Origin of the sequence: Pontibacillus chungwhensis BH030062, assembly GCF_000770675.1 — a bacterium.
In the GTDB taxonomy this organism is placed as follows: Bacteria; Bacillota; Bacilli; order Bacillales; family BH030062; genus Pontibacillus; species Pontibacillus chungwhensis.
Genome location: NZ_AVBG01000024.1, coordinates 1 through 20599, shown reverse-complemented (window position 1 = coordinate 20599; position 20599 = coordinate 1). Strand labels below are relative to the sequence as shown.

Here is a 20599-nt window from a genome sequence, read left to right as displayed (position 1 = left end):
ATTGTTCGTAGGGGATAAAACCCGAAGGGAGGTAACAACGGTATGATTCAACAGGAAACTTCTTTAAAAGTTGCAGACAACTCTGGTGCACGTGAAGTTCAAACCATCAAAGTACTAGGTGGATCTGGCCGTAAGACTGCCAATATTGGTGATATTATTGTTTGTTCAGTGAAACAAGCAACACCAGGAGGCGTTGTCAAAAAAGGTGAAGTAGTACGCGCGGTTATCGTACGTACAAAGAGCGGTGTTCGCCGTAAAGATGGATCTTATATCCGTTTCGATGAAAATGCTGCAGTAATCATCCGTGACGACAAAGGCCCACGTGGTACTCGTATTTTCGGACCTGTTGCACGTGAACTTCGTGATAAGAAATTCATGAAGATCGTTTCACTTGCTCCAGAAGTATTATAAATACTCGAACTATTGCCTTGTAAGGAGGTGCCACAACAATGCATGTAAAAAAAGGTGACAAAGTCATGGTGATCACTGGTAAGGATAAAGGCAAGCAGGGAACGATCCTAGAAGCTTACCCTAAAAAAGAGCGTGTCCTTGTTGAAGGCGTAAATGTTGTTAAAAAACATGCGAAGCCATCACAAGACAACCCTCAGGGCGGTATCCTTAGCCAAGAAGCACCGATTCATGTGTCGAACGTTTTACCAGTTGACCCTAAATCAGGGAATGCTACACGCGTCGGTTATGAAGTGCGTGATGGAAAGAAAGTTCGTATCGCTAAAAAATCAGGTGAAGCTTTAGATAAATAAATAGCGATGAAAGGAGGGCTACGTGATGAATCAACTTAAACAACAATATCAAGATGAGATCGTATCAAGCTTGATGAATAAATTCGAATATGACTCTGTGATGGAAGTACCAAAGGTCGAGAAGATCATCATCAACATGGGTGTTGGTGACGCTGTACAAAACGCAAAAGCGTTAGACAACGCTGTTGAAGAGTTAGAATTAATCTCTGGTCAAAAACCACTAATCACAAAAGCGAAGAAATCAATTGCTGGTTTCCGTCTACGTGAAGGAATGCCGATTGGCGCGAAAGTAACCCTTCGTGGTGAGCGTATGTATCAATTCCTACAAAAATTAATCGCTGTTTCTTTACCACGTGTACGTGACTTCCGCGGTATCTCTAACAAAGCGTTTGACGGTCGCGGTAACTACACTCTAGGTGTTAAAGAGCAATTAATTTTCCCAGAGATCAATTACGATAAAGTAAGCAAAGTACGCGGAATGGACATTGTTATTGTTACAACTGCTAACAATGACGAAGAAGCGAGCGAATTATTAACTCAATTCGGTATGCCTTTCCAGAAATAAGCTACTCAAGCTTTAATAAGGAGGGAAAATTGTGGCTAAAAAATCAATGATCGCGAAACAACAGCGTAAACAAAAGTTTAAAGTACAAGAGTACACACGTTGCGAACGTTGTGGTCGCCCACATTCTGTACTACGTAAGTTTAAGCTTTGCCGTATTTGTTTCCGTGAACTTGCATACAAAGGTCAAATTCCTGGTGTCAAAAAAGCAAGCTGGTAATCCCCAATTAGGGAAGGAGGTAATCACAAATGGTCATGACAGATCCAATTGCAGATATGCTAACTCGCATTCGTAATGCGAACATGGTACGTCACGAAAAGCTTGAAGTACCTGCTTCTAAGCTTAAAAAAGAAGTTGCGGACATTCTTAAACGTGAAGGCTTCGTTCGCGATTACGAAATGGTCGAAGATGATAAACAAGGAATCTTACGTATTTTCCTTAAATACGGTGCTAACAACGAACGTGTTATCACTGGATTAAAACGAATCAGTAAACCTGGTCTTCGTGTGTACGCAAAAGCTGATGAGCTTCCACGCGTATTAAACGGACTTGGAGTAGCAGTCGTATCTACTTCAAATGGTGTTTTAACGGACAAGGAAGCACGCCAACAAGCTATTGGCGGCGAAGTGCTTGCTTACGTTTGGTAATAAACAATTGAATGACAGGAGGTGCACAGTATGTCCCGCGTAGGTTTAAAACAACTACAAATCCCTGAGGGTGTTGAAATCAACATGAATGGGGACGAAATTACAGTTAAGGGTCCTAAAGGTGAATTAACTCGTACTTTCCATCCAGACATGACGATCAATATTGAAGACAATATTTTAACCGTTGCTCGCCCAAGCGATAATAAAGAACACCGTTCTTTACACGGAACTACTCGTAGTCTTATCGGAAACATGGTAGAAGGTGTTTCTAAAGGTTTCGAAAAGAGCCTTGAAATTCAAGGTGTAGGTTACCGTGCGCAAAAGCAAGGTGAAAAGATCATCATTAACGCTGGTTACTCTCACCCAGTTGAGGTTGAACAGCGTGAAGGTATCGAAATCGAAGTACCATCTAACGCGAAATTAACTATTAGAGGTATCGATAAAGAACTAGTTGGCGCTGTTGCAGCAAACATCCGCGCAATTCGCCCACCAGAACCTTACAAAGGTAAAGGTATTCGTTACGAAGGCGAACATGTTCGTCGTAAAGAAGGTAAAACTGCTAAATAAGTCTCTTTAGGGAACAGAAAGGAGTGACCTGAATGATCACAAAAGCTGACAAAAATGCTGTGCGTAAGAGAAGACATGCACGCGTGCGTAAAAAAGTAGCTGGTACTCCGGAACGTCCACGTTTAAACGTTTATCGTTCAAACAAACACATTTACGCTCAAATCATTGACGATGTAAATGGTGTTACACTAGCTAGCGCTTCTACAGTAGATAACGAGTTCAACCTTGATACTACTGGAAACGTTGAAGCTGCAACAAAAGTTGGTCAGATGGTAGCTGATCGTGCGAAGAATAATGGCGTTTCTGCTATTGTATTCGACCGCGGAGGTTATTTATATCACGGACGTGTAAAAGCTCTAGCTGACGCTGCTCGCGAAGCAGGACTAGAATTTTAATAGAAAAAGGAGGGACAGAAATGAGTACAAACGTAGTAGATCCTAATAAATTAGATCTAGAAGAACGCGTTGTTACTGTCAACCGTGTAGCAAAGGTTGTTAAAGGTGGACGCCGCTTCCGTTTTGCTGCATTGGTTGTAGTAGGAGACAAAAATGGTCATGTTGGATTCGGTACTGGTAAAGCCCAAGAGGTACCAGAAGCGATTCGTAAAGCAATTGAAGATGCGAAGAAAAATCTAATCACTGTACCAACAGTTGGTACTACAATTCCACACGAAATCATCGGACGTTTCGGTGCTGGAAACATCCTTATGAAACCTGCTGCAGAAGGTACTGGAGTTATCGCAGGTGGTCCCGTACGTGCGGTACTTGAACTTGCAGGTGTAGGTGACATCCTATCTAAATCATTAGGTTCAAACACACCAATTAACATGGTACGTGCTACACTAAGCGGACTTAGCGAACTTAAGCGTGCGGAAGACGTTGCGAAACTTCGTGGAAAGTCTGTAGAAGAACTGTTAGGATAAGGAGGGAAATAGTATGTCTAAAAAATTAGAAATTACCCTCACTCGCAGTGTGATTGGCAGACCAGAACCACAGCGTGCTACTGTTAAGGCGCTTGGTCTTAAGAAAATTCGCCAAACCGTAGTTCACGAAGATACTCCAGCTGTACGTGGTATGGCGAACAAAGTATCTCACCTAGTGACGGTAAAAGAAGTATAACGATCGAATAACGTAAAAGAGGAGGTGCTACAATGAAACTTCATGAACTGAAGTCAACAGAAGGTACTCGTAAAACACGTAATCGTGTAGGCCGTGGTATGGCTACTGGTAACGGTAAAACTTCTGGACGTGGTCATAAAGGACAAAAAGCTCGTTCCGGTGGCGGTGTACGCCCAGGTTTCGAGGGAGGTCAAATGCCTCTATTCCAACGCCTACCAAAGCGTGGATTCACAAACATTCACCGCAAAGAGTTTGCAGTTGTAAACCTTGACGCGTTGAATCGTTTCGAAGAAGGAACAGAAGTCACTCCTGAGCTTTTGCTTGAAACAGGCGTGGTTAGCAAACTTAATTCTGGCATCAAGGTACTTGGTAAAGGTAACATTGAGAAGAAACTAACTGTAAAAGCTCATAAGTTCTCTGCTTCCGCGAAAGAAGCTATCGAAGCAGCGGGCGGTCAAACTGAGGTGATTTAATGTTCCGGACAATCTCCAATTTTATGCGCGTGAGTGATATACGACAAAAGATCATCTTCACTCTTTTAATGTTAGTCGTATTCCGACTTGGAACATTTATACCTGTTCCATTTACTGATAAGAACGCCATTAACTTTATGAATGAAAATAATGTTTTTGGCTTCTTAAATACGTTTGGGGGCGGAGCCCTTCAACAGTTCTCCATTTTTGCAATGGGAATCATGCCGTACATTACGGCCAGCATCATTATGCAGCTCTTGCAAATGGATGTTGTTCCTAAGTTCACCGAATGGAAGAAACAAGGTGAAGTTGGCCGTCGTAAATTAGCTCAGTTTACCCGCTATGGAACAGTCGTTCTTGCTTTTATTCAAGCAATTGGTATGTCAGTCGGCTTTAATGCAATGACTGGCGGACAATTAATTATGGATCCGGGTGCTATGAAGTTCCTTGTAATTGCACTCGTACTAACAAGTGGAACAACGTTTTTAATGTGGTTAGGTGAACAAATCACAGCACATGGCGTAGGTAACGGAATTTCCATCTTAATCTTTGCAGGTATTGCTGCTGGTATTCCAGGTGGAGTGAACCAGCTTTATGAGAAATATATCTCCGGAGCAGGTGATCAACTATTTCTCAATCTCGTAATTGTTGCATTGATTGCACTTGTTACAGTTGGAATTGTCGTTGGAGTTATATTCATTCAACAAGCGTTGCGTAAAATTCCTATCCAATATGCGAAGCGATTAGTCAATCGTTCTCCAGTGGGTGGTCATTCTACGCACCTTCCGATAAAAGTAAATGCTGCAGGGGTTATCCCAGTAATCTTTGCCATCTCATTTATCGTTGCACCGCGTACTGTCGCAGGGTTCTTCGGTGATAGTGAAGTGGCATCCACAATCCAGTATATATTTGATTATCAAAACTGGACTGGAATGATTATATATGTAGCTTTAATTATTGCTTTCACGTATTTCTACACATTTGTTCAGGTTAATCCAGAGCAAATGGCGGAAAACTTGAAGAAGCAAGGTGGATATATCCCAGGAATTCGTCCTGGTAAAAACACCGAAACTTATTTGACTCGTGTACTTTACCGTTTAACATTTGTGGGTTCTATTTTCCTAGCTGTAATTGCTGTATTGCCAATTATTTTAGGGAACTTTGCTGGACTACCACAAAGTGTTCAAATTGGTGGTACTAGTCTACTCATCGTAGTTGGTGTTGCACTAGAAACGATGAAACAATTAGAAAGTCAGTTAGTGAAACGTCACTACAAAGGCTTCATTAAATAAAAGGATTAGGTGCTAATCCACCAAATGAGAGCGAGGGGAACATTTTGAACTTAATCTTAATGGGTCTACCAGGTGCTGGTAAAGGTACCCAGGCAGAGAAGATCGTTGAAAAATACCAAATCCCTCATATCTCAACAGGAGATATGTTTCGTGCTGCGATCAAGGAAGGAACTGATCTAGGAAAAGAAGCTAAGTCCTATATGGATCAAGGTGCACTAGTACCAGATGAAGTAACCATCGGTATAGTTCGCGAGCGTCTTGGTAAAGAAGATGCTACAGAAGGCTTTCTTTTAGACGGTTTCCCGAGAACAATCGCACAAGCAGAAGCGCTTGAAACAGTTCTATCTGATTTAGGCTCTACATTAGACTATGTTCTTCATATTGATGTAGACCAAGATCAGCTTGTCGAGCGTTTGACTGGACGTAGAATTTGTCCAACATGTGGCGCTACGTACCATGTCACATTCAACCCTCCTAAAGTTGAAGGGAAATGCGACAATGATGGTAGCGAACTCATTCAACGTGATGACGACAAACCAGAAACCGTGCGCAAGCGTGTTGAAGTAAACCTTGAAAACACTAAACCACTATTAGACTTCTATGAAGGTAAAGGATATTTAGCTTCGATCAATGGAGATCAAGAAATTGATCAAGTTTTCCATGATATCGACCAAAAGCTCGGAGGCTTATCTAAATGATTATTACAAAGACGCCACGCGAATTAGATATCATGCGTGAAGCCGGCAGAATAGTCGCACTCACGCACCAGGAACTAGCAAAGCATATTGAACCTGGTATCACTACCAATAAACTTGATGAGATTGCGGAAGAATTCATCCTCAGTATGGATGCAATTCCTTCTTTCAAAGGTTATAATGGATTCCGTGGCAGTATTTGTGTATCTGTCAATGAAGAGCTGGTACATGGAATTCCAAGTGATCGCCAATTGAATAACGGAGATATTATCTCTATAGATATTGGTGCTAAATATAAAGGCTATCATGGAGATTCTGCCTGGACTTACCCAGTAGGGGAAATCGATGAAGCAACACAGGAACTTCTTGATGTAACTGAAGAGTCCTTGTTTAAAGGCCTGGATGAAGCAAAGCCAGGCGTTCGCTTATCAAATATTTCTCATGCTATCCAATCATTCGTAGAACCTAAAGGTTTTTCTATTGTTAGAGAATATGTAGGCCACGGAGTTGGGCAAGAACTTCATGAAGATCCACAAATTCCTCACTACGGTCCTCCGAATAAAGGACCGCGACTTAGACCAGGAATGGTTTTAGCCGTTGAACCAATGGTTAACGCTGGTGAACGTTATGTACGTACGCTAGCTGATAATTGGACAGTAGTTACGGAAGATGGTAAGATGTGTGCCCACTTCGAGCATACTATTGCAATAACGGATGAAGGTTATGAGATTTTAACTAAAGCCTAAGTGAAGGTGATCGTTTTTGAACGAAGCGGATTCGAGTCCACGAATAGGTCAGGTTGTTCGTGTTTTGCAAGGACGTGAGGTAGAACAATATATGATTATCATCGGATTTGTTGATGATCGTTTTGTGATGCTCGCAGACGGAGAAAAACGAAAGTACGACAGGCCGAAGAAGAAGAATATTCAACACATTGAATGTACTGAGTATGTTTCTCCTGAGGTCGAAAATAGCCTTCTAGAAACTGGTCGCGTAACGAATGGCAAACTTCGTTTTGCCTTATCAAAATTTGTAGATGAAGCAGTGACTGATTTAAAGAAGGGAGATCAACTCGATGGCGAAAGAAGATGTAATTGAAGTAGAAGGAACAATCGTTGACACATTGCCTAATGCAATGTTTAAAGTTGAGTTAGAGAACGGGCATACCGTACTTGCTCACGTCTCCGGAAAGATTCGTATGCATTTCATTCGTATTCTTCCAGGAGATAAAGTAACGGTTGAACTTTCTCCATATGATTTAAGTAGAGGACGTATTACCTACCGCTACAAATAATAATGCGGGAATGCTCCGATCTAAAAGGAGGTATGGATGATGAAGGTAAGACCATCTGTAAAACCAATTTGCGAAAAGTGCAAAGTTATCCGCCGTAAAGGTAAAGTAATGGTAATTTGCGATAATCCTAAGCATAAACAAAAACAAGGATAAGTACTAAAGGAGGTGCACTGCTGAATGGCACGTATTGCTGGTATTGACATTCCACGTGACAAACGTATTGTCATTTCATTAACGTATGTATACGGCATTGGACACACAACTGCTAAATCAGTTTTAGCGGATGCAGGCGTATCTGAGGATACTCGTGTTCGTGACCTAACAGAAGATGAATTAGCTAAGATTCGTACAGCTCTTGAGAACTACACTGTTGAAGGTGATCTTCGTCGTGAGAACTCTCTTAACGTGAAGCGCCTGATCGAGATCGGTTCCTACCGTGGAATCCGTCACCGTCGTAGTCTTCCACTACGAGGTCAGAAAACGAAAAACAACTCTCGTACGCGTAAAGGTCCACGTCGTACAGTTGCAAACAAGAAAAAATAAGGTATAAAGGAGGTAAGCTAACCCTATGGCTCGTAAAACAAACACTCGTAAGCGCCGTGTGAAAAAGAATATTGACACGGGTGTAGCACACATCCGTTCTACGTTTAACAACACTATCGTTACGATTACTGACGTTCAAGGTAACGCAGTATCTTGGAGTAGTGCTGGTGCCCTTGGTTTCAAAGGTTCTCGTAAATCTACTCCATTCGCTGCACAAATGTGCTCTGAAGCAGCTGCAAAAGCTGGTATGGAACACGGACTAAAATCCGTAGAAGTAACGGTTAAAGGCCCAGGTGCTGGCCGTGAAGCTGCGATTCGCGCACTTCAAGCAGCAGGACTAGAAGTTACAGCCATTGTTGATGTAACTCCAGTACCTCACAATGGTTGCCGCCCACCAAAACGTCGTCGTGTGTAATTTACCTGTATAGAATTTGTCACCCTGTCTATAATGGGTTATGATAGCTAAAAAAGCAGTATAAAAGCATTTTAGCTTATGAACGAATAAACTATGTATAAACGGGGACTGCCTACCTGAGGAATTTCGGTTAGACTTTGTCTAACCGGGGTTTCGACGTTTTGAAGGAGGGTTTTAATTAATGATCGAAATTGAAAAGCCAAAAATTGAACTGGTTGAGATCAGCGATGATGCAACGTTTGGTAAGTTGGTCGTCGAACCGCTTGAACGTGGATATGGTACAACACTAGGGAACTCCTTACGTCGTATTCTATTATCCTCACTACCGGGCTCTGCTGTAACCTCTGTCCAGATTGAAGGCGCACTTCATGAATTTTCAACAGTTGATGGTGTAGTCGAAGATGTAACAACGATCGTCCTAAATCTTAAGCAATTAGCTCTTAAGATTTACTCTGAAGAGACTAAAACTTTAGAGATTGATGTATCAGGACAAGGAGCAGTAACAGCTGCAGACATCACGCATGATTCTGATGTGGAGATCTTAAACCCTGAGATCCACATTGCTACGTTACAATCTAATGCAAATCTGCGTATGAAAATTACGGCAGAAAAAGGACGCGGCTATCGTCCTGCAGAAGCGAACAAATTTGATGAACAGCCTATCGGCGTCATCCCAGTTGATTCTATCTTCACTCCAATTTCACGTGTTACCTACCAAGTGGAAAACACTCGTGTAGGCCAGGTGACAAATTTTGATAAGCTTACGTTAGACATTTGGACTGACGGAAGCATTCGACCAGAAGAAGCAGTTTCATTAGGTGCTAAAATCTATATGGAACACTTAAACATTTTCGTTGGACTCACTGATGAGGCGCAAAACGCTGAAATCATGGTTGAGAAAGAAGAAGACCAGAAAGAAAAAGTCCTTGAAATGACAATCGAAGAACTTGATTTATCCGTGCGTTCTTACAACTGCCTCAAGCGTGCAGGTATCAACACGGTACAAGAACTTGCGCAAAAATCGGAAGAGGATATGATGAAAGTTCGTAACCTTGGACGTAAATCCCTTGAGGAAGTTAAGCATAAGCTCGAAGAACTTGGCTTAGGCTTACGTAAAGACGATTAATCATTCGTCGATAGAGAGAAACTCTGCAAAGGAGGGGAACTGACATGGCTAGAAAACTAGGTCGTACAACTGACGTACGTATGGCATTGCTACGCAACTTAGCAACTGACCTAATTATTCATGAACGTATCGAAACTACTGAAGCGAAAGCGAAAGAGCTTCGTTCTGTTGTGGAGAAAATGATTACACTTGGTAAGCGTGGAGATCTTCATGCTCGTCGCCAAGCTGAATCTTTCCTATACAAAGCACAAGCTGATGATGAGAGCGGTCAAACTGCGCTTCAGAAGCTATTCACAGACATCGGTCCACGTTACGAAGACCGTCAAGGCGGTTACACTCGCATCATGAAACTTGGTGCCCGTAAAGGTGACGGTGCAAAAACTGCGATTATCGAATTAGTATAATCCCACTTGGAAAAAGGGCAGGACAGAATCTCTTTAGAGGTTATCCCAGCCCTTTTTTTATACGTTTATAACAAATTCCGGAGACAACCTAATTCGACCTTTTATATAAATACGGTGCGTTAATTTGTCGTATTTCCGGGGAAATATGAGAGTAGAGCAGAGGAGGTAAGAGATGGAGCAGAGTTTCTTAGAATTTCAAAACGTCTCTTTCCAGTATCGAGAAGACAGCCCTATTGTGTTGGATGATGTCTCTATTCAAGTGAACCAAAATGAATGGGTAGCTGTCATTGGTCATAATGGTTCAGGCAAATCAACCATGGCCAAACTAATGAACGGATTGCTTTCTCCAAACGAAGGCTATGTATACGTGGATGGCTTACTGCTTTCTGAAGAGAATATATGGGAGATCCGTCGTAAAGTCGGTATGGTATTCCAAAATCCAGATAACCAGTTTGTGGGGACAACGGTTAAAGATGATGTGGCGTTTGGGCTTGAAAACCACGGGATACCTCGAGAAGAGATGGTGAAAAGGATTGCCCATAGTTTAAAAGCTGTCGGAATGGAAGAGTATGAAGATCATGAGCCGCACCGGCTTTCAGGTGGTCAGAAACAACGTGTCGCCATTGCAAGTGTTTTGGCCGTGGCTCCTTCTATGGTTATTCTTGACGAAGCGACAGCTATGTTAGACCCCAAGGGAAGAAAAGAGATTATGCATACGGTGAACCAGGTTCGACAGGAACGTGATGTTTCAGTTGTAACCATCACACATGACTTAAATGAGGTAACGCTCGCTGATCGGGTTATTGTTATGAATAAGGGAAATGTTTGGTTTGAAGGCACACCGAGAGAGCTGTTTGAGCAAAAAGAGGATCTTCAATCCATTGGACTAGATATTCCACTCGTCTCAAAGTTCGCCCATGAGTTAAAAGGGCTCGGACTTGATGTAAAGACACAACCTTTAAATCATGAAGAATTGATGGATGAATTATGGACATTACATTCGACAACGTAAGTTATATCTATCAACCAAATAGTCCGTTTGAACATCGAGCGCTCGAAAATCTCTCTTTTCAAATCCCATCTGGATCCTTTGTGGCTGTGATTGGACATACAGGGTCAGGGAAGTCTACACTCATTCAACACCTAAATGGCTTGCTAGCTCCTACCCACGGGAGTGTCACAGTTGGTGACGTTACGTTACAAGCTGGGTCTAAACCGAAAAACCTAAAAGCACTTAGAAAAAAAGTAGGTGTTGTTTTTCAGTACCCAGAACACCAATTATTCGAAGAAACAATTGAAAAAGATATTTCATTTGGACCTCTCAACTTTGGGGTTCAAAAAGAAGAAATTAAACAAAGAGTACAAGAAACAATTGAAGCAGTAGGGTTGTCATCAGATATGTTAGAGCGTTCTCCATTCGATTTGAGTGGTGGACAAATGCGCCGTGTCGCTATTGCGGGAGTGCTTGCTATGAATCCTCAAGTACTCGTATTAGATGAACCAACCGCTGGCTTAGACCCTAAAGGACAACGTGAGATTATGGACATGTTTTATAAGCTTCATCATGAAAAAAATCTCACAACGGTTCATGTTACGCACAGTATGGAGGATGCTCTTGCCTATGCTGATTACGTTATTGTGATGCACAATGGCCATATGTATATGCAGGGGAAACCACTAGAAGTATTTAAAGAGAAGGATGCTTTGAATAAAGTGGGATTAGATGTACCTGAAATTATTGAATTGACCGACAAGATGAATAAGCGTTTCGGTCTAAGTCTGGAATACAAGAAGCAATCCATTGAAGAATTGGCTGCAGAAGCCGCTCAGAAGTTAAAGGGGGCCTCTGTATGAACAGTTCCATGGTAATCGGGCAATATGTACCTGGAGATTCTCCTGTACACCGTATGGACCCGAGAGCAAAGATTACAATCATCTTCTTCTTTGTTATTGTGGTCTTTTTCGCTAACTCTGTAGCGAGTTATGGATCTCTTGCGTTATTCGCTTTATTAAGCGTTGGAATTACAAAGATCCCTCCTCGTTTTATTGCAAAGGGGTTAAAGCCTGTTTGGTTTTTGATTATATTTACGTTTATATTACACCTGGTCGTTACGAAAGAAGGAAACGTACTTTTTTCGGTACTAGGTTTTGATGTATATTCAGGAGCCCTTATTCAAGGTGTGGCTATATCTTTAAGGTTCTTTTTGTTAATTCTTATTACATCCTTGCTTACATTGACAACCACACCTATTGCGATTACTGACGCCATCGAGAGTATTCTTCACCCCTTAAAAAAGGTCAAGTTTCCTGTACATGAGCTAGCGTTGATGATGTCGATCTCTCTACGCTTTATTCCTACGCTTATGCAAGAGACAGAGAAGATCTCAAAGGCGCAGGCCTCACGAGGAGTTGACTTCAGGACAGGTCCTATCAAAGAACGGTTAAAAGCCATTGTTCCCTTATTGGTTCCTCTCTTTGTGAGCGCGTTTAAGCGTGCTGAAGAACTGGCTATGGCTATGGAAGCTAGAGGCTATCAAGGTGGCGAAGGACGGACTAAGCTTCGTGAGCTTGCTTTACGTAAGGTTGACTATGCGGTTCTCGTTCTGTTCACCTTTGTGATCATCGCTGTATTTTTAACTAGAGCATAGAGGTGTCTGCACTATGGTTCGTATTGCTTGTGTGGTAAGCTACGATGGTACTCATTTTTCTGGGTTTCAAGTTCAACCAAATGGAAGAACTGTTCAGGAAGAGATTGAGAAAGCGTTGAGGAAAATTCATAAAGGGAAAGAAATACGTTTACACCCGTCTGGGCGAACGGATGCAGGTGTTCACGCACGTGGACAAGTCCTTCATTTCGATTCTGATTTAGATAATCCTAATATGGATTGGAGAAAGGCCCTGCAATCTTTAATGCCGGATGACGTGGTCATACAACGTGCTTACCCTGTATCTGATGATTTTCATTCACGCTATAGTACAAAAAAGAAAGAATATCGGTACCGTGTCTTAAACCGTGACATCCCCGATGTTTTCCGGAGAGGCGTAACCTTTCACTATCCTTGTAAATTAAATATAGAGGCCATACAAGAGGCATGTGCTTTAGTAGAAGGCACTCATGACTTTACATCCTTTTGTTCGAAGAAAACGACGATGAAAGGTGATTATGTGCGTACTCTATATTCTGTCCGCTGCGACGTAGTAGAGGATGAATTGGTATTTACGTTTATCGGGAGCGGTTTTCTTTATAATATGGTTCGTATTTTAATCGGAACGTTTCTTGAGATCGGTTCCGGAAGAAAAGACGTAACAGACTTAAAAGAAATATTGGCAGCTAAAGATCGAGACCAGGCTGGCAAAACGGCGCCACCACAAGGGTTGTTTCTGTGGAATGTGGATTATTTGTAAAAACAACGTCCCCAGGTGTAACATACCCTTGACATTAAATAGTAAAGTATTATAATATGATCTATGGCATTTTATTTCTATACCACGATTAGCCCCGGAATCTAATTGTGTTGAGAATAAAATATACGTTAACGAGATAACGAAAATCAGGAGGGAACTGACCATGCGCACAACTTTTATGGCAAACGAAAACAACGTTGAACGCAAATGGTATGTTGTTGATGCTGAAGGTCAAACACTAGGTCGTTTGGCTAGTGAAGTTGCAGCAATCCTTCGCGGTAAGCATAAAGCAACTTACACTCCTCACGTTGATACTGGCGACCATGTCATTATCGTAAACGCTGAGAAGATCCAACTTACAGGTAAAAAACTGACGGACAAGATGTACTACCGTCACACAAATTATGTTGGTGGACTTAAAGAACGTAACGCTCTAGAAATGCGTACGAACTATCCACAACAAATGCTCGAGCTAGCCGTTAAAGGTATGCTACCAAACGGAAGCCTAGGACGCAAAATGGGCAAAAAGCTACATGTTTATGCAGGTCCTGAACACAAGCACCAAGCACAAAAACCAGAAGCATACGAGCTTCGCGGTTAATTAATAAGGAGGTTGACTACAGATGGCACAAGTACAATACAACGGTACCGGACGTCGTAAAACTTCTGTAGCGCGTGTACGTTTAGTTCCAGGTACAGGCCGTATCGTTATTAACAAACGTGACTCAGAAGATTATTTCCCATATGAAACGCTACGTGTGATCACTAAACAACCTTTAGCTGTGACTGAAAACGAAGGCAACTATGACGTTTATGTAAACGTTGATGGTGGTGGCTTCACAGGTCAAGCTGGTGCAATCCGTCACGGAATTGCACGCGCGTTGTTAGAAGCAGATCCAGAATACCGTACGACTCTTAAGCGTGCAGGTCTACTTACACGTGACCCTCGTAAGAAAGAGCGTAAGAAATACGGTCTTAAAGCTGCTCGTCGTGCTCCACAATTCTCAAAACGTTAATTTTTATTTACGTTTTCAAAACCCCTGGTCTTTTGGACCGGGGGTTTTTTTGTCGTCTAATAAATCATAAATGGATTTGTTCGTTATATGACTTCACTTCAATTGTTCGGTGATTTTTAATCAGTGCCCACATCTCTTAAGTTGGTGGGCCTTTTTATGTGTACGTATTTCTTCCATTCGAGGGAAGTGTTATAGCTCAGAATGATAGAGCTACATACCGAATACACTAATAAGCAATATGGAGGTGATTCGGTATGTCGGTTGTATCTATAGATCGGCTCCGTTTAAATAAACAGTTAGCTTTTGAACGAAACTTATTACGTGAGTTAACATTTACAGAAGTTCAAAACGATGTGTCTAAAAGGTTTCAGCGTTTTTTTCACTCGTTTCAAGTATATGAGTCCGCTATTAAGGAAGAAGCGGTTGAGCAAGCGATGGAAGCTTATCTATTAGGTGCTGAAGCGAGTCAATTTATACTAATGGGGGAAGGCATTGAGGACATTCAGAAACGTTATGAAGCTGAACTTGGCACGATTGCACTTGATTTCTTTGATTACCTGGAGTATTGGCAGCAAGCATCAGGTATTAATGGATGGTTTGTTGTAAAGGCAGAAAAAAGCTGTGAGGAATTTGTAGATACATGGTGGAAGATTGGTTTAGAACGAGGTGAACGACGTAGGCGCCTAAAGCTTGATTGATACGCATAATCTCCTTCCTTGTCCCATATATTGAGAAGTAGCTAGGATGAGGAGGAGACAAGGATGGGGAAAGCTTTTAAAATTTCAAGCTGGTTTATTGGTTTAGTGGTCCTAATTGTACTTATACGTTATCCAATCGAAACAAATGATTCTTGGCAAACATGGTCCCTTCCCCTTGCTGGTAAGGTTATTGTCATTGACCCGGGCCATGGAGGGGTTGATGGTGGAGCGGTAGGGAGCGATGAAACGCTAGAGAAGGAAATAACACTTGAGGTCTCTAAAAAGCTTCGGGATTACTTACAACAAGCAGGGGCGTTAGTTTATTTGACAAGGGAAAAAGATGTTGATTTGGCTGATGAGGACGAAAAAAGCATCTCTAAGCGAAAATCCCAGGATTTAAAAAGGCGTGTGGAATTTATCAATGATAAAGAAGCGGATTTCTATGTAAGTGTTCATCTGAATGCTATTCCTTCGCCAAAATGGCACGGCGCCCAATCTTTTTATAATGCATCTTCGCCAGAAAGTGAACAGCTTGCGAAGCTTATTCAAAGTGAAATTAAGCGGAACTTAGAAAATACGAATCGTAGTGCATTAGCTATTAGTAACATGTACTTGCTTCGCAGCACGGATTCTCCTGGAGCGCTTGTAGAAATTGGCTTCTTATCAAATGCACATGAGCGAGAATTGCTGAAGACGGAGGAGTATCAAAACAAAGTGGCTGCCTCGGTATATGAAGGGATGTTGCGCTACGTTACAGAAGATGAGATTCCAGAGTAACTGAAAATTTGTAATAATCAAGCACTGTCATCCAAGCTTTCTGACTTTTTATGTTATACTACAACATAGACACTTTAGAAGGTTGGTGACAGAATATGATTACAAAAGAACAAGTGGTGGATCTGCTACATCCCTTGCAAGATCCTCATTTACATAGAACATTAGAAGAAACAGACGGAATAGAAGAGATTAAAATTAAAGAAGAGAAGAATCATGTAAGTGTTAAGATTGCTATAGCCCAACCAAACACAGCTGAGCAAATGCAATTTCAACAAGAAATTGTAAACGTTTTAAAAGGTGCTGGTGTTGCTACAGTAGGGTTGAGATTTAACCAGTTATCGGATGAGATTCTACAGCAGTATGCTGGTGCTAGTGAGGAAAGTGAATCTTTATTAGAAGGAAATACAGGAACAACATTCATTGGGATCGCTAGTGGGAAAGGCGGCGTAGGGAAATCTACTGTTACGGTTAACCTCGCTACTTCTTTAGCTCGCTTAGGTAAAAAAGTAGGAATTATTGATGCTGATATTTACGGATTTAGTGTACCAGACATGATGGGGATAGAAGAAAGACCGGTTGTACGTGGTGAACAAATTATCCCTGTTGAACGATTTGGTGTGAAAGTTATTTCAATGGGCTTTTTCGTTGAGGATAATTCCCCAATCATCTGGAGAGGTCCAATGTTAGGTAAAATGTTAACAAGCTTCTTTAAAGAAGTGGAGTGGGGAGATTTAGATTATTTACTCATTGATCTGCCACCAGGTACAGGGGACGTAGCACTAGACCTTCATTCCATGCTGCCATCTTGTAAAGAAGTGATCGTCACGACACCTCATCCAACAGCAGCATTTGTGGCAGCCCGTGCTGGCCAAATGGCTATTAAGACAGAGCATGAAATTTTAGGTGTAATCGAAAATATGGCTTATTTCCAAAGTGCGTTAACTGGTCAGAAGGAATTTGTATTTGGCCAAGGTGGAGGTCCGAAGTTAGCTGAACAACTTCAGACAGAAGTTCTTGGACAACTCCCTCTTCAACAACCTTACGAAGAAGAGGATATCTTTGCTCCTGGTGTGTATCAAGCAGATCACCCAACAGGAAAGATCTTTTTATCCATTGCGAACAAAATGATAAAAAAGATGAGTTAAAACTAATAAAAAAGGGTGCCTGTAAAAGGTACCCTTTTTTATTATTCACTTCCGCCACCAGACGATTGTTGATCTTGTTTAGAACCACTGCTGCCACCGGAACTCTTTTCGCCTTGGGAGCCGCCACCCTCTGACTGAGATTGTCCTGATTTCATCTCTTCAGCAGCTTTCAGAACAATTTCGCTCATTTTGGCTTTAAACATAGGGGTTTCCATGGTTTCTTGGATGGTCTTTTCCAATTCTTCACGGAATTGCTGACTTTTCATGACAGTAAGCATCTGTTTTTCCATTTCAGGATTTTGCAAAAGCTCTAACATGCTTTTTTGGTACTGAGAATCCTTCATAAGAGACTTCATAATTTTTTTCTGTTCTTCCGAGAGTGATTCAGCGAACTTTTTAGAGAACTGAGGATTTTGGAATAACTCTTCCCAAAATTTCTTCCCTTTGTCAGACGTGATGGTCTCTTCAATGCTTGTTTTAACAACATCTGATTCTAAAACCACTTGCTGTTTCATTTCTTTATCAGATAAGACTTCTGTGATCGCCTTTTTTCCATCATCGGTTTTCAATATATCTACAACCATTTTCTTGATTTTATCATAATCGGCTTGTTCTCCGCCAGATGAGGAGTTGCCAGAACAAGCTGTCAATACTGCAATTAGTACGAGTAGGATTGCTAAACCCTTCATCCTATTCATGAGAACGCTCCTTTCAATCACCTTACATATACTTAATATGAGATAATCGAAAGAAAATATACACAGGTTTTGAAGTGAAAACGCTTGTTTTTATGGTAAAATACCATAGGATTGATTTACGGCAATGAAAGTAGGGGGATCCAACGTGACAAGTCGCAAATGGGTGAAATTGTTTCTGACGACTTTATTGTGGGGAGGGGTTATTACCCTCTTCGTTAGTTTTTTTGTACAGAATGAACATTATGTAACAGCTTTTAATCCTTTTAGTATATGGGAAGTCATTATTTTAATGCTCATGTATTTAGGGTTAGGTTTTATCTTTAGTGTAATTAGTCAGATGGCGTTCTTTGCTTATCTAACGGTTCACCAATTTGGTTTGGGGATATTCAGGAAGTTATGGGCACCCATCCAAATTGTTCTGATTCTGTTTACTTTGTTTGATTTGGTGTACTTCCGCTATAAGTCTGTAGCTGAAGAAGCGGATGTTGCTCCATTTTTTGTCTTACCCGCAGCTCTTCTTCTCTTTGGCTGGGCTGTAGCATACTTGAAGGCTAAAGAAACGAATTCTAAAGCTTTCATACCGGCGCTATTCTTTATGATCGTTATAACTTCAGTAGAGCTCGTTCCAGCTTTCCAAGCCGACGATTCTGATTGGGTTATGCTTATGTTACCTGCAGTTCTCTTCTGTAATACGTATCAGTTATTGGTTCTTCATCGCCTGAATGATGGGGGAATGAAAACAGAAGCGGTATCACCATCTAAAACGTCCCATAAAGCCCAGAAGAAAAAGAAGAACAGAAAGAAGAAGAGCAAACGTTAATCCGTTTGCTCTTTTCTTATTTCACAGCAGATGACTTTGCCTCTGTTTTCGAGATCATCTCAGATATGGAGACAAATTCGTACCCTTTTTGTTTTAATCCTGGAAGAACTGTTTTTAATGCTTCGTTTGTTTGTTTTACAGAGTCAGAAGCATGTAAAACGATAATATCCCCGCCTGATGTTTCTTTCATGATTTCGTCTACAATGGATTGTGTTCCAGGGTTCTTGTAGTCTTCAGGGTTTATGCTCCATTGTACAACCTTAAATCCAAGATCCTCTGCAAGCGTTAATACCTCTTTATTGAAATGTCCGTGCGGAGGCCTTAAAAGGTCCATTTCTTCATACCCCAGTTTTTTAAACACTTCCCGGGCGTACAAAAGGTCTTTCTTTACTTGAGCTATGTCTTGCTTGGCATAACTTTTATAACGATACCCCATCATTCCTAAATCATGTTTGCTTTCCGTAATTTCTTTTAAGATATCCGGGTGCTTTTCAGCCCATTCTCCGCTTACGAAAAATGTAGCCTTTACATTATTTTTCTTTAATGATTCAAGAATAGGAAAGACTTCTTCTTGTCCCCAGCTAATATTAAATGTAATGGCTACATCCTTGCTCTTGGTATTGCTGCTAATGAGTGCCCTTGGCCCTTTGTCGGTTGAAAAGACAGAGAAGGCATTGTCTCTTTCCACCCACAAAAAGATTGAGCAGAAAAGAGCGGCAATAACAACTAGTCCCCACTTTTTTATTCGATTTCCGTTCCATGCGTAAAAGTGTTGCATCATACACCTCTCCTTATCCATTCAGAAATCCCTGCATAGTACAACTTATGAGCGGAGTGGACAAATATGAACAAGCAGATGATTCATTTCATAAATTGGATATAAATGGACATGATAGAAGGGAACAAATACAAAGAGGTGAGTACATGCTAGGACTTTTATTAAAAGATATGGAACAAAAAGAAATAGAATATCTATTGAAGCGGGAGATGGACGAACTTTTAATGGACTTAGAAGACCACCGGATTGATCACGTTGTAAAAAGAGCTATGGAAGAACGCTATAAAATCCTATACCAATTGTTCAAGAGATTAGCAAGCAAACATGACTGTATTCGGTATGTACTGCCAAAGCGTAAACATCAATAGTTAGACATCTCCTATGTATGATATAGTGTATATATGAAATCGCTTTTACATAGGGGTGGAGAAAGAATGAGGGAAATAGGAGCCATTATATTTGATTTAGATGGTGTCATTACGGATACCGCTGAATATCATTATCTAGCTTGGAAACAACTAGCTGAAGAATTGGGAGTACATTTCGACCGTACGTTTAACGAACGTTTAAAAGGTGTTAGTCGAATGGACTCCTTACATATGATTTTAGATCATGGAGGCCTGGTCCTTTCTGAACATGAGATGAATGAATTAGCTCATAAAAAGAATGAACATTATAAAAGCTTTATACAGCAAATTACTCCAAATGATCTTCTGCCTGGAATTTTACCGTTCTTGAATGAGATAAAAGCCGCGGAAATTCCAACAGCGTTAGCTTCCGCTAGTAAGAATGCTCGCCCTGTTGTTCGACAGCTTAAGATTGAATCCTTTTTAGATACAATAGTAGACGCAGCTGCCGTTAAACATGGTAAGCCGGATCCTGAGATATTTCTAAAGGCTGCAGATCAATTAGCTGTTAACCCTGAGGAATGTGTTGGAGTAGAAGATGCTGAAGCCGGTGTAGAGTCTATTAAAGCCGCAGGAATGTATGCGGTAGGAGTGGGGAGTAAAAATGCTATGGCCAAAGCAGATTGGATTATAGATCATCCTTCACAACTGACGCTAAAGGCGCTACGAGGGCATTTAGGGTAGACTTTAACGGCCCCTCTAAAATTTTTTAGAGGGATTTTTAATTTTTTTATGCAAAACTATTGCAAAAGTAATTCATATCGTGGTAAGATATTTTTTGTTGTCAGCGAGACAAGCACTTCGAAATAAATGGTTAAACAATAACAAATTAACTTTTTAAAAAAAGTGATTGACGAAACTAAGATAAAATGTTATATTAGTTTCTGTCGCTGAAACACAGCGAAACAATTTGATCTTTGAAAACTGAACGAAACAACATGTAACGTCAATGTCTTT

At 41.1% G+C, this 20599-nt stretch carries 34 protein-coding genes; 32 read left to right on the top strand and 2 right to left on the bottom strand.

Going from position 1 to position 20599, the window contains the following annotated elements; all coding sequences use genetic code 11:
- Positions 1 to 42: 42 nt before the first annotated feature.
- From rplN to salA, 29 genes are all read left to right on the top strand, one after another.
- The gene (rplN, locus tag N780_RS18710; RefSeq protein WP_036787758.1) at positions 43 to 411 is read left to right on the top strand and encodes a 50S ribosomal protein L14; all 369 of its coding nucleotides are present in this window, start codon (positions 43 to 45) and stop codon (positions 409 to 411) included.
- A 38-nt stretch (positions 412 to 449) separates the two neighbouring features.
- Complete coding sequence (gene rplX, locus N780_RS18705; protein WP_036787756.1) at positions 450 to 761, top strand: 50S ribosomal protein L24; 312 nt, start codon at positions 450 to 452, stop codon at positions 759 to 761.
- A 25-nt stretch (positions 762 to 786) separates the two neighbouring features.
- Complete coding sequence (rplE, locus tag N780_RS18700) at positions 787 to 1326, top strand: 50S ribosomal protein L5 (RefSeq protein WP_036787754.1); 540 nt, start codon at positions 787 to 789, stop codon at positions 1324 to 1326.
- 31 nt (positions 1327 to 1357) lie between these two features.
- Positions 1358 to 1543: a 30S ribosomal protein S14 gene (gene rpsN / locus N780_RS18695; RefSeq protein ID WP_036787751.1), complete on the top strand. Its 186-nt coding sequence runs from the start codon at positions 1358 to 1360 to the stop codon at positions 1541 to 1543.
- Positions 1544 to 1572: 29 nt separating this feature from the next.
- Entirely contained in the window at positions 1573 to 1971 is a 399-nt protein-coding gene (gene rpsH / locus N780_RS18690) for a 30S ribosomal protein S8 (RefSeq protein ID WP_036787748.1), read from the top strand.
- 30 nt (positions 1972 to 2001) lie between these two features.
- A complete protein-coding gene (rplF, locus tag N780_RS18685) occupies positions 2002 to 2538 on the top strand; it encodes a 50S ribosomal protein L6 (RefSeq protein ID WP_036787745.1) in 537 nt (178 codons plus the stop codon).
- Between the two features lie 32 nt (positions 2539 to 2570).
- Positions 2571 to 2933 carry a 50S ribosomal protein L18 gene (gene rplR / locus N780_RS18680; RefSeq protein WP_036787742.1) on the top strand — a complete coding sequence of 121 codons (363 nt, stop codon included), beginning with the start codon at positions 2571 to 2573 and terminating at the stop codon, positions 2931 to 2933.
- A gap of 20 nt (positions 2934 to 2953) precedes the next feature.
- On the top strand, positions 2954 to 3460 hold the full coding sequence (rpsE, locus tag N780_RS18675; protein WP_036787740.1) for a 30S ribosomal protein S5: 507 nt from the start codon (positions 2954 to 2956) through the stop codon (positions 3458 to 3460).
- Between the two features lie 13 nt (positions 3461 to 3473).
- On the top strand, positions 3474 to 3656 hold the full coding sequence (gene rpmD, locus N780_RS18670) for a 50S ribosomal protein L30 (RefSeq protein WP_036787738.1): 183 nt from the start codon (positions 3474 to 3476) through the stop codon (positions 3654 to 3656).
- Positions 3657 to 3688: 32 nt separating this feature from the next.
- The gene (rplO, locus tag N780_RS18665; RefSeq protein ID WP_036787735.1) at positions 3689 to 4129 is read left to right on the top strand and encodes a 50S ribosomal protein L15; all 441 of its coding nucleotides are present in this window, start codon (positions 3689 to 3691) and stop codon (positions 4127 to 4129) included.
- Positions 4129 to 5421 carry a preprotein translocase subunit SecY gene (secY, locus tag N780_RS18660; protein ID WP_036787732.1) on the top strand — a complete coding sequence of 431 codons (1293 nt, stop codon included), beginning with the start codon at positions 4129 to 4131 and terminating at the stop codon, positions 5419 to 5421. The genes rplO and secY overlap by 1 nt, the downstream gene beginning before the upstream one ends.
- 44 nt (positions 5422 to 5465) lie before the next feature.
- Positions 5466 to 6119 (top strand): adenylate kinase, encoded by a 654-nt coding sequence (locus N780_RS18655; protein ID WP_036787728.1) that lies wholly within the window; start codon positions 5466 to 5468, stop codon positions 6117 to 6119.
- A complete protein-coding gene (gene map / locus N780_RS18650; RefSeq protein WP_036787725.1) occupies positions 6116 to 6862 on the top strand; it encodes a type I methionyl aminopeptidase in 747 nt (248 codons plus the stop codon). Before N780_RS18655 ends, map begins: the two co-directional genes overlap by 4 nt.
- A gap of 16 nt (positions 6863 to 6878) precedes the next feature.
- Positions 6879 to 7214: a KOW domain-containing RNA-binding protein gene (locus N780_RS18645; protein WP_036787722.1), complete on the top strand. Its 336-nt coding sequence runs from the start codon at positions 6879 to 6881 to the stop codon at positions 7212 to 7214.
- Entirely contained in the window at positions 7192 to 7410 is a 219-nt protein-coding gene (gene infA / locus N780_RS18640; RefSeq protein ID WP_036787719.1) for a translation initiation factor IF-1, read from the top strand. Before N780_RS18645 ends, infA begins: the two co-directional genes overlap by 23 nt.
- Positions 7411 to 7449: 39 nt before the next feature.
- Positions 7450 to 7563, top strand: coding sequence for a 50S ribosomal protein L36 (gene rpmJ / locus N780_RS18635; protein WP_036787716.1), 114 nt, complete (start codon positions 7450 to 7452; stop codon positions 7561 to 7563).
- A gap of 24 nt (positions 7564 to 7587) precedes the next feature.
- Entirely contained in the window at positions 7588 to 7953 is a 366-nt protein-coding gene (gene rpsM / locus N780_RS18630; RefSeq protein WP_036787713.1) for a 30S ribosomal protein S13, read from the top strand.
- 25 nt (positions 7954 to 7978) lie between these two features.
- Positions 7979 to 8368 carry a 30S ribosomal protein S11 gene (gene rpsK, locus N780_RS18625; protein WP_036787710.1) on the top strand — a complete coding sequence of 130 codons (390 nt, stop codon included), beginning with the start codon at positions 7979 to 7981 and terminating at the stop codon, positions 8366 to 8368.
- Positions 8369 to 8549: 181 nt separating this feature from the next.
- The gene (locus tag N780_RS18620) at positions 8550 to 9494 is read left to right on the top strand and encodes a DNA-directed RNA polymerase subunit alpha (protein ID WP_036787707.1); all 945 of its coding nucleotides are present in this window, start codon (positions 8550 to 8552) and stop codon (positions 9492 to 9494) included.
- A 44-nt stretch (positions 9495 to 9538) separates the two neighbouring features.
- Entirely contained in the window at positions 9539 to 9898 is a 360-nt protein-coding gene (gene rplQ, locus N780_RS18615; RefSeq protein WP_036787704.1) for a 50S ribosomal protein L17, read from the top strand.
- A gap of 172 nt (positions 9899 to 10070) precedes the next feature.
- Entirely contained in the window at positions 10071 to 10910 is an 840-nt protein-coding gene (locus tag N780_RS18610; protein ID WP_036787701.1) for an energy-coupling factor ABC transporter ATP-binding protein, read from the top strand.
- The gene (locus tag N780_RS18605; protein ID WP_036787699.1) at positions 10886 to 11752 is read left to right on the top strand and encodes an energy-coupling factor ABC transporter ATP-binding protein; all 867 of its coding nucleotides are present in this window, start codon (positions 10886 to 10888) and stop codon (positions 11750 to 11752) included. Before N780_RS18610 ends, N780_RS18605 begins: the two co-directional genes overlap by 25 nt.
- The gene (locus N780_RS18600; protein ID WP_036787696.1) at positions 11749 to 12546 is read left to right on the top strand and encodes an energy-coupling factor transporter transmembrane component T family protein; all 798 of its coding nucleotides are present in this window, start codon (positions 11749 to 11751) and stop codon (positions 12544 to 12546) included. Before N780_RS18605 ends, N780_RS18600 begins: the two co-directional genes overlap by 4 nt.
- Positions 12547 to 12559: 13 nt before the next feature.
- A complete protein-coding gene (truA, locus tag N780_RS18595; RefSeq protein ID WP_036787693.1) occupies positions 12560 to 13303 on the top strand; it encodes a tRNA pseudouridine(38-40) synthase TruA in 744 nt (247 codons plus the stop codon).
- A 163-nt stretch (positions 13304 to 13466) separates the two neighbouring features.
- Entirely contained in the window at positions 13467 to 13904 is a 438-nt protein-coding gene (gene rplM / locus N780_RS18590) for a 50S ribosomal protein L13 (protein ID WP_036787689.1), read from the top strand.
- 22 nt (positions 13905 to 13926) lie between these two features.
- Positions 13927 to 14319 carry a 30S ribosomal protein S9 gene (rpsI, locus tag N780_RS18585; RefSeq protein WP_036787686.1) on the top strand — a complete coding sequence of 131 codons (393 nt, stop codon included), beginning with the start codon at positions 13927 to 13929 and terminating at the stop codon, positions 14317 to 14319.
- Positions 14320 to 14573: 254 nt separating this feature from the next.
- Positions 14574 to 15017, top strand: a complete 444-nt coding sequence (locus N780_RS18580; protein WP_036787683.1) for a DUF2521 family protein — start codon at positions 14574 to 14576, stop codon at positions 15015 to 15017.
- Positions 15018 to 15080: 63 nt separating this feature from the next.
- Positions 15081 to 15794: an N-acetylmuramoyl-L-alanine amidase CwlD gene (gene cwlD / locus N780_RS18575; RefSeq protein ID WP_036787680.1), complete on the top strand. Its 714-nt coding sequence runs from the start codon at positions 15081 to 15083 to the stop codon at positions 15792 to 15794.
- Between the two features lie 95 nt (positions 15795 to 15889).
- The gene (gene salA, locus N780_RS18570; protein WP_036787677.1) at positions 15890 to 16939 is read left to right on the top strand and encodes an iron-sulfur carrier protein/transcriptional regulator SalA; all 1050 of its coding nucleotides are present in this window, start codon (positions 15890 to 15892) and stop codon (positions 16937 to 16939) included.
- Between the two features lie 41 nt (positions 16940 to 16980).
- Here the strand turns inward: salA and gerD are convergent, their stop codons facing one another.
- The gene (gene gerD, locus N780_RS18565) at positions 16981 to 17637 is read right to left on the bottom strand and encodes a spore germination lipoprotein GerD (protein WP_036787674.1); all 657 of its coding nucleotides are present in this window, start codon (positions 17635 to 17637) and stop codon (positions 16981 to 16983) included.
- A gap of 145 nt (positions 17638 to 17782) precedes the next feature.
- On the opposite strand from gerD, the gene N780_RS18560 reads away from it, so the two are divergent.
- A complete protein-coding gene (locus N780_RS18560; RefSeq protein WP_052115169.1) occupies positions 17783 to 18457 on the top strand; it encodes a KinB-signaling pathway activation protein in 675 nt (224 codons plus the stop codon).
- Between the two features lie 16 nt (positions 18458 to 18473).
- Here N780_RS18560 and pdaB read toward each other — a convergent pair whose 3' ends face one another.
- A complete protein-coding gene (pdaB, locus tag N780_RS18555) occupies positions 18474 to 19235 on the bottom strand; it encodes a polysaccharide deacetylase family sporulation protein PdaB (RefSeq protein ID WP_036787671.1) in 762 nt (253 codons plus the stop codon).
- 146 nt (positions 19236 to 19381) lie between these two features.
- Between pdaB and N780_RS18550 the strand changes: the two genes are divergently transcribed.
- Together N780_RS18550 and pgmB are read left to right on the top strand one after the other, a co-directional pair.
- Positions 19382 to 19603, top strand: a complete 222-nt coding sequence (locus tag N780_RS18550; RefSeq protein ID WP_036787668.1) for a hypothetical protein — start codon at positions 19382 to 19384, stop codon at positions 19601 to 19603.
- 66 nt (positions 19604 to 19669) lie between these two features.
- On the top strand, positions 19670 to 20326 hold the full coding sequence (gene pgmB / locus N780_RS18545) for a beta-phosphoglucomutase (RefSeq protein WP_036787665.1): 657 nt from the start codon (positions 19670 to 19672) through the stop codon (positions 20324 to 20326).
- The last annotated feature ends 273 nt before the right edge of the window (positions 20327 to 20599 follow it).

Bases quoted from the DNA above. Each gene is read 5' to 3' on its own strand.
- salA (WP_036787677.1), top strand. From the start codon at position 15,890: ATGATTACAAAAGAACAAGTGGTGGATCTGCTACATCCCTTGCAAGAT.
- N780_RS18605 (WP_036787699.1), top strand. From the start codon at position 10,886: ATGGACATTACATTCGACAACGTAAGTTATATCTATCAACCAAATAGT.
- infA (WP_036787719.1), top strand. From the start codon at position 7,192: ATGGCGAAAGAAGATGTAATTGAAGTAGAAGGAACAATCGTTGACACA.
- rplR (WP_036787742.1), top strand. From the start codon at position 2,571: ATGATCACAAAAGCTGACAAAAATGCTGTGCGTAAGAGAAGACATGCA.
- rplE (WP_036787754.1), top strand. From the start codon at position 787: ATGAATCAACTTAAACAACAATATCAAGATGAGATCGTATCAAGCTTG.
- secY (WP_036787732.1), top strand. From the start codon at position 4,129: ATGTTCCGGACAATCTCCAATTTTATGCGCGTGAGTGATATACGACAA.
- cwlD (WP_036787680.1), top strand. From the start codon at position 15,081: ATGGGGAAAGCTTTTAAAATTTCAAGCTGGTTTATTGGTTTAGTGGTC.
- pgmB (WP_036787665.1), top strand. From the start codon at position 19,670: ATGAGGGAAATAGGAGCCATTATATTTGATTTAGATGGTGTCATTACG.
- rpmJ (WP_036787716.1), top strand. From the start codon at position 7,450: ATGAAGGTAAGACCATCTGTAAAACCAATTTGCGAAAAGTGCAAAGTT.
- rpsM (WP_036787713.1), top strand. From the start codon at position 7,588: ATGGCACGTATTGCTGGTATTGACATTCCACGTGACAAACGTATTGTC.
- rplM (WP_036787689.1), top strand. From the start codon at position 13,467: ATGCGCACAACTTTTATGGCAAACGAAAACAACGTTGAACGCAAATGG.
- rpsE (WP_036787740.1), top strand. From the start codon at position 2,954: ATGAGTACAAACGTAGTAGATCCTAATAAATTAGATCTAGAAGAACGC.
- gerD (WP_036787674.1), bottom strand. From the start codon at position 17,637: ATGAATAGGATGAAGGGTTTAGCAATCCTACTCGTACTAATTGCAGTA.
- N780_RS18550 (WP_036787668.1), top strand. From the start codon at position 19,382: ATGCTAGGACTTTTATTAAAAGATATGGAACAAAAAGAAATAGAATAT.
- truA (WP_036787693.1), top strand. From the start codon at position 12,560: ATGGTTCGTATTGCTTGTGTGGTAAGCTACGATGGTACTCATTTTTCT.
- N780_RS18610 (WP_036787701.1), top strand. From the start codon at position 10,071: ATGGAGCAGAGTTTCTTAGAATTTCAAAACGTCTCTTTCCAGTATCGA.
- rpsH (WP_036787748.1), top strand. From the start codon at position 1,573: ATGGTCATGACAGATCCAATTGCAGATATGCTAACTCGCATTCGTAAT.
- rpsK (WP_036787710.1), top strand. From the start codon at position 7,979: ATGGCTCGTAAAACAAACACTCGTAAGCGCCGTGTGAAAAAGAATATT.
- rpsI (WP_036787686.1), top strand. From the start codon at position 13,927: ATGGCACAAGTACAATACAACGGTACCGGACGTCGTAAAACTTCTGTA.
- map (WP_036787725.1), top strand. From the start codon at position 6,116: ATGATTATTACAAAGACGCCACGCGAATTAGATATCATGCGTGAAGCC.
- rpmD (WP_036787738.1), top strand. From the start codon at position 3,474: ATGTCTAAAAAATTAGAAATTACCCTCACTCGCAGTGTGATTGGCAGA.
- rplF (WP_036787745.1), top strand. From the start codon at position 2,002: ATGTCCCGCGTAGGTTTAAAACAACTACAAATCCCTGAGGGTGTTGAA.
- rplX (WP_036787756.1), top strand. From the start codon at position 450: ATGCATGTAAAAAAAGGTGACAAAGTCATGGTGATCACTGGTAAGGAT.
- rplQ (WP_036787704.1), top strand. From the start codon at position 9,539: ATGGCTAGAAAACTAGGTCGTACAACTGACGTACGTATGGCATTGCTA.
- rplO (WP_036787735.1), top strand. From the start codon at position 3,689: ATGAAACTTCATGAACTGAAGTCAACAGAAGGTACTCGTAAAACACGT.
- N780_RS18580 (WP_036787683.1), top strand. From the start codon at position 14,574: ATGTCGGTTGTATCTATAGATCGGCTCCGTTTAAATAAACAGTTAGCT.
- rplN (WP_036787758.1), top strand. From the start codon at position 43: ATGATTCAACAGGAAACTTCTTTAAAAGTTGCAGACAACTCTGGTGCA.
- N780_RS18600 (WP_036787696.1), top strand. From the start codon at position 11,749: ATGAACAGTTCCATGGTAATCGGGCAATATGTACCTGGAGATTCTCCT.
- N780_RS18620 (WP_036787707.1), top strand. From the start codon at position 8,550: ATGATCGAAATTGAAAAGCCAAAAATTGAACTGGTTGAGATCAGCGAT.
- pdaB (WP_036787671.1), bottom strand. From the start codon at position 19,235: ATGCAACACTTTTACGCATGGAACGGAAATCGAATAAAAAAGTGGGGA.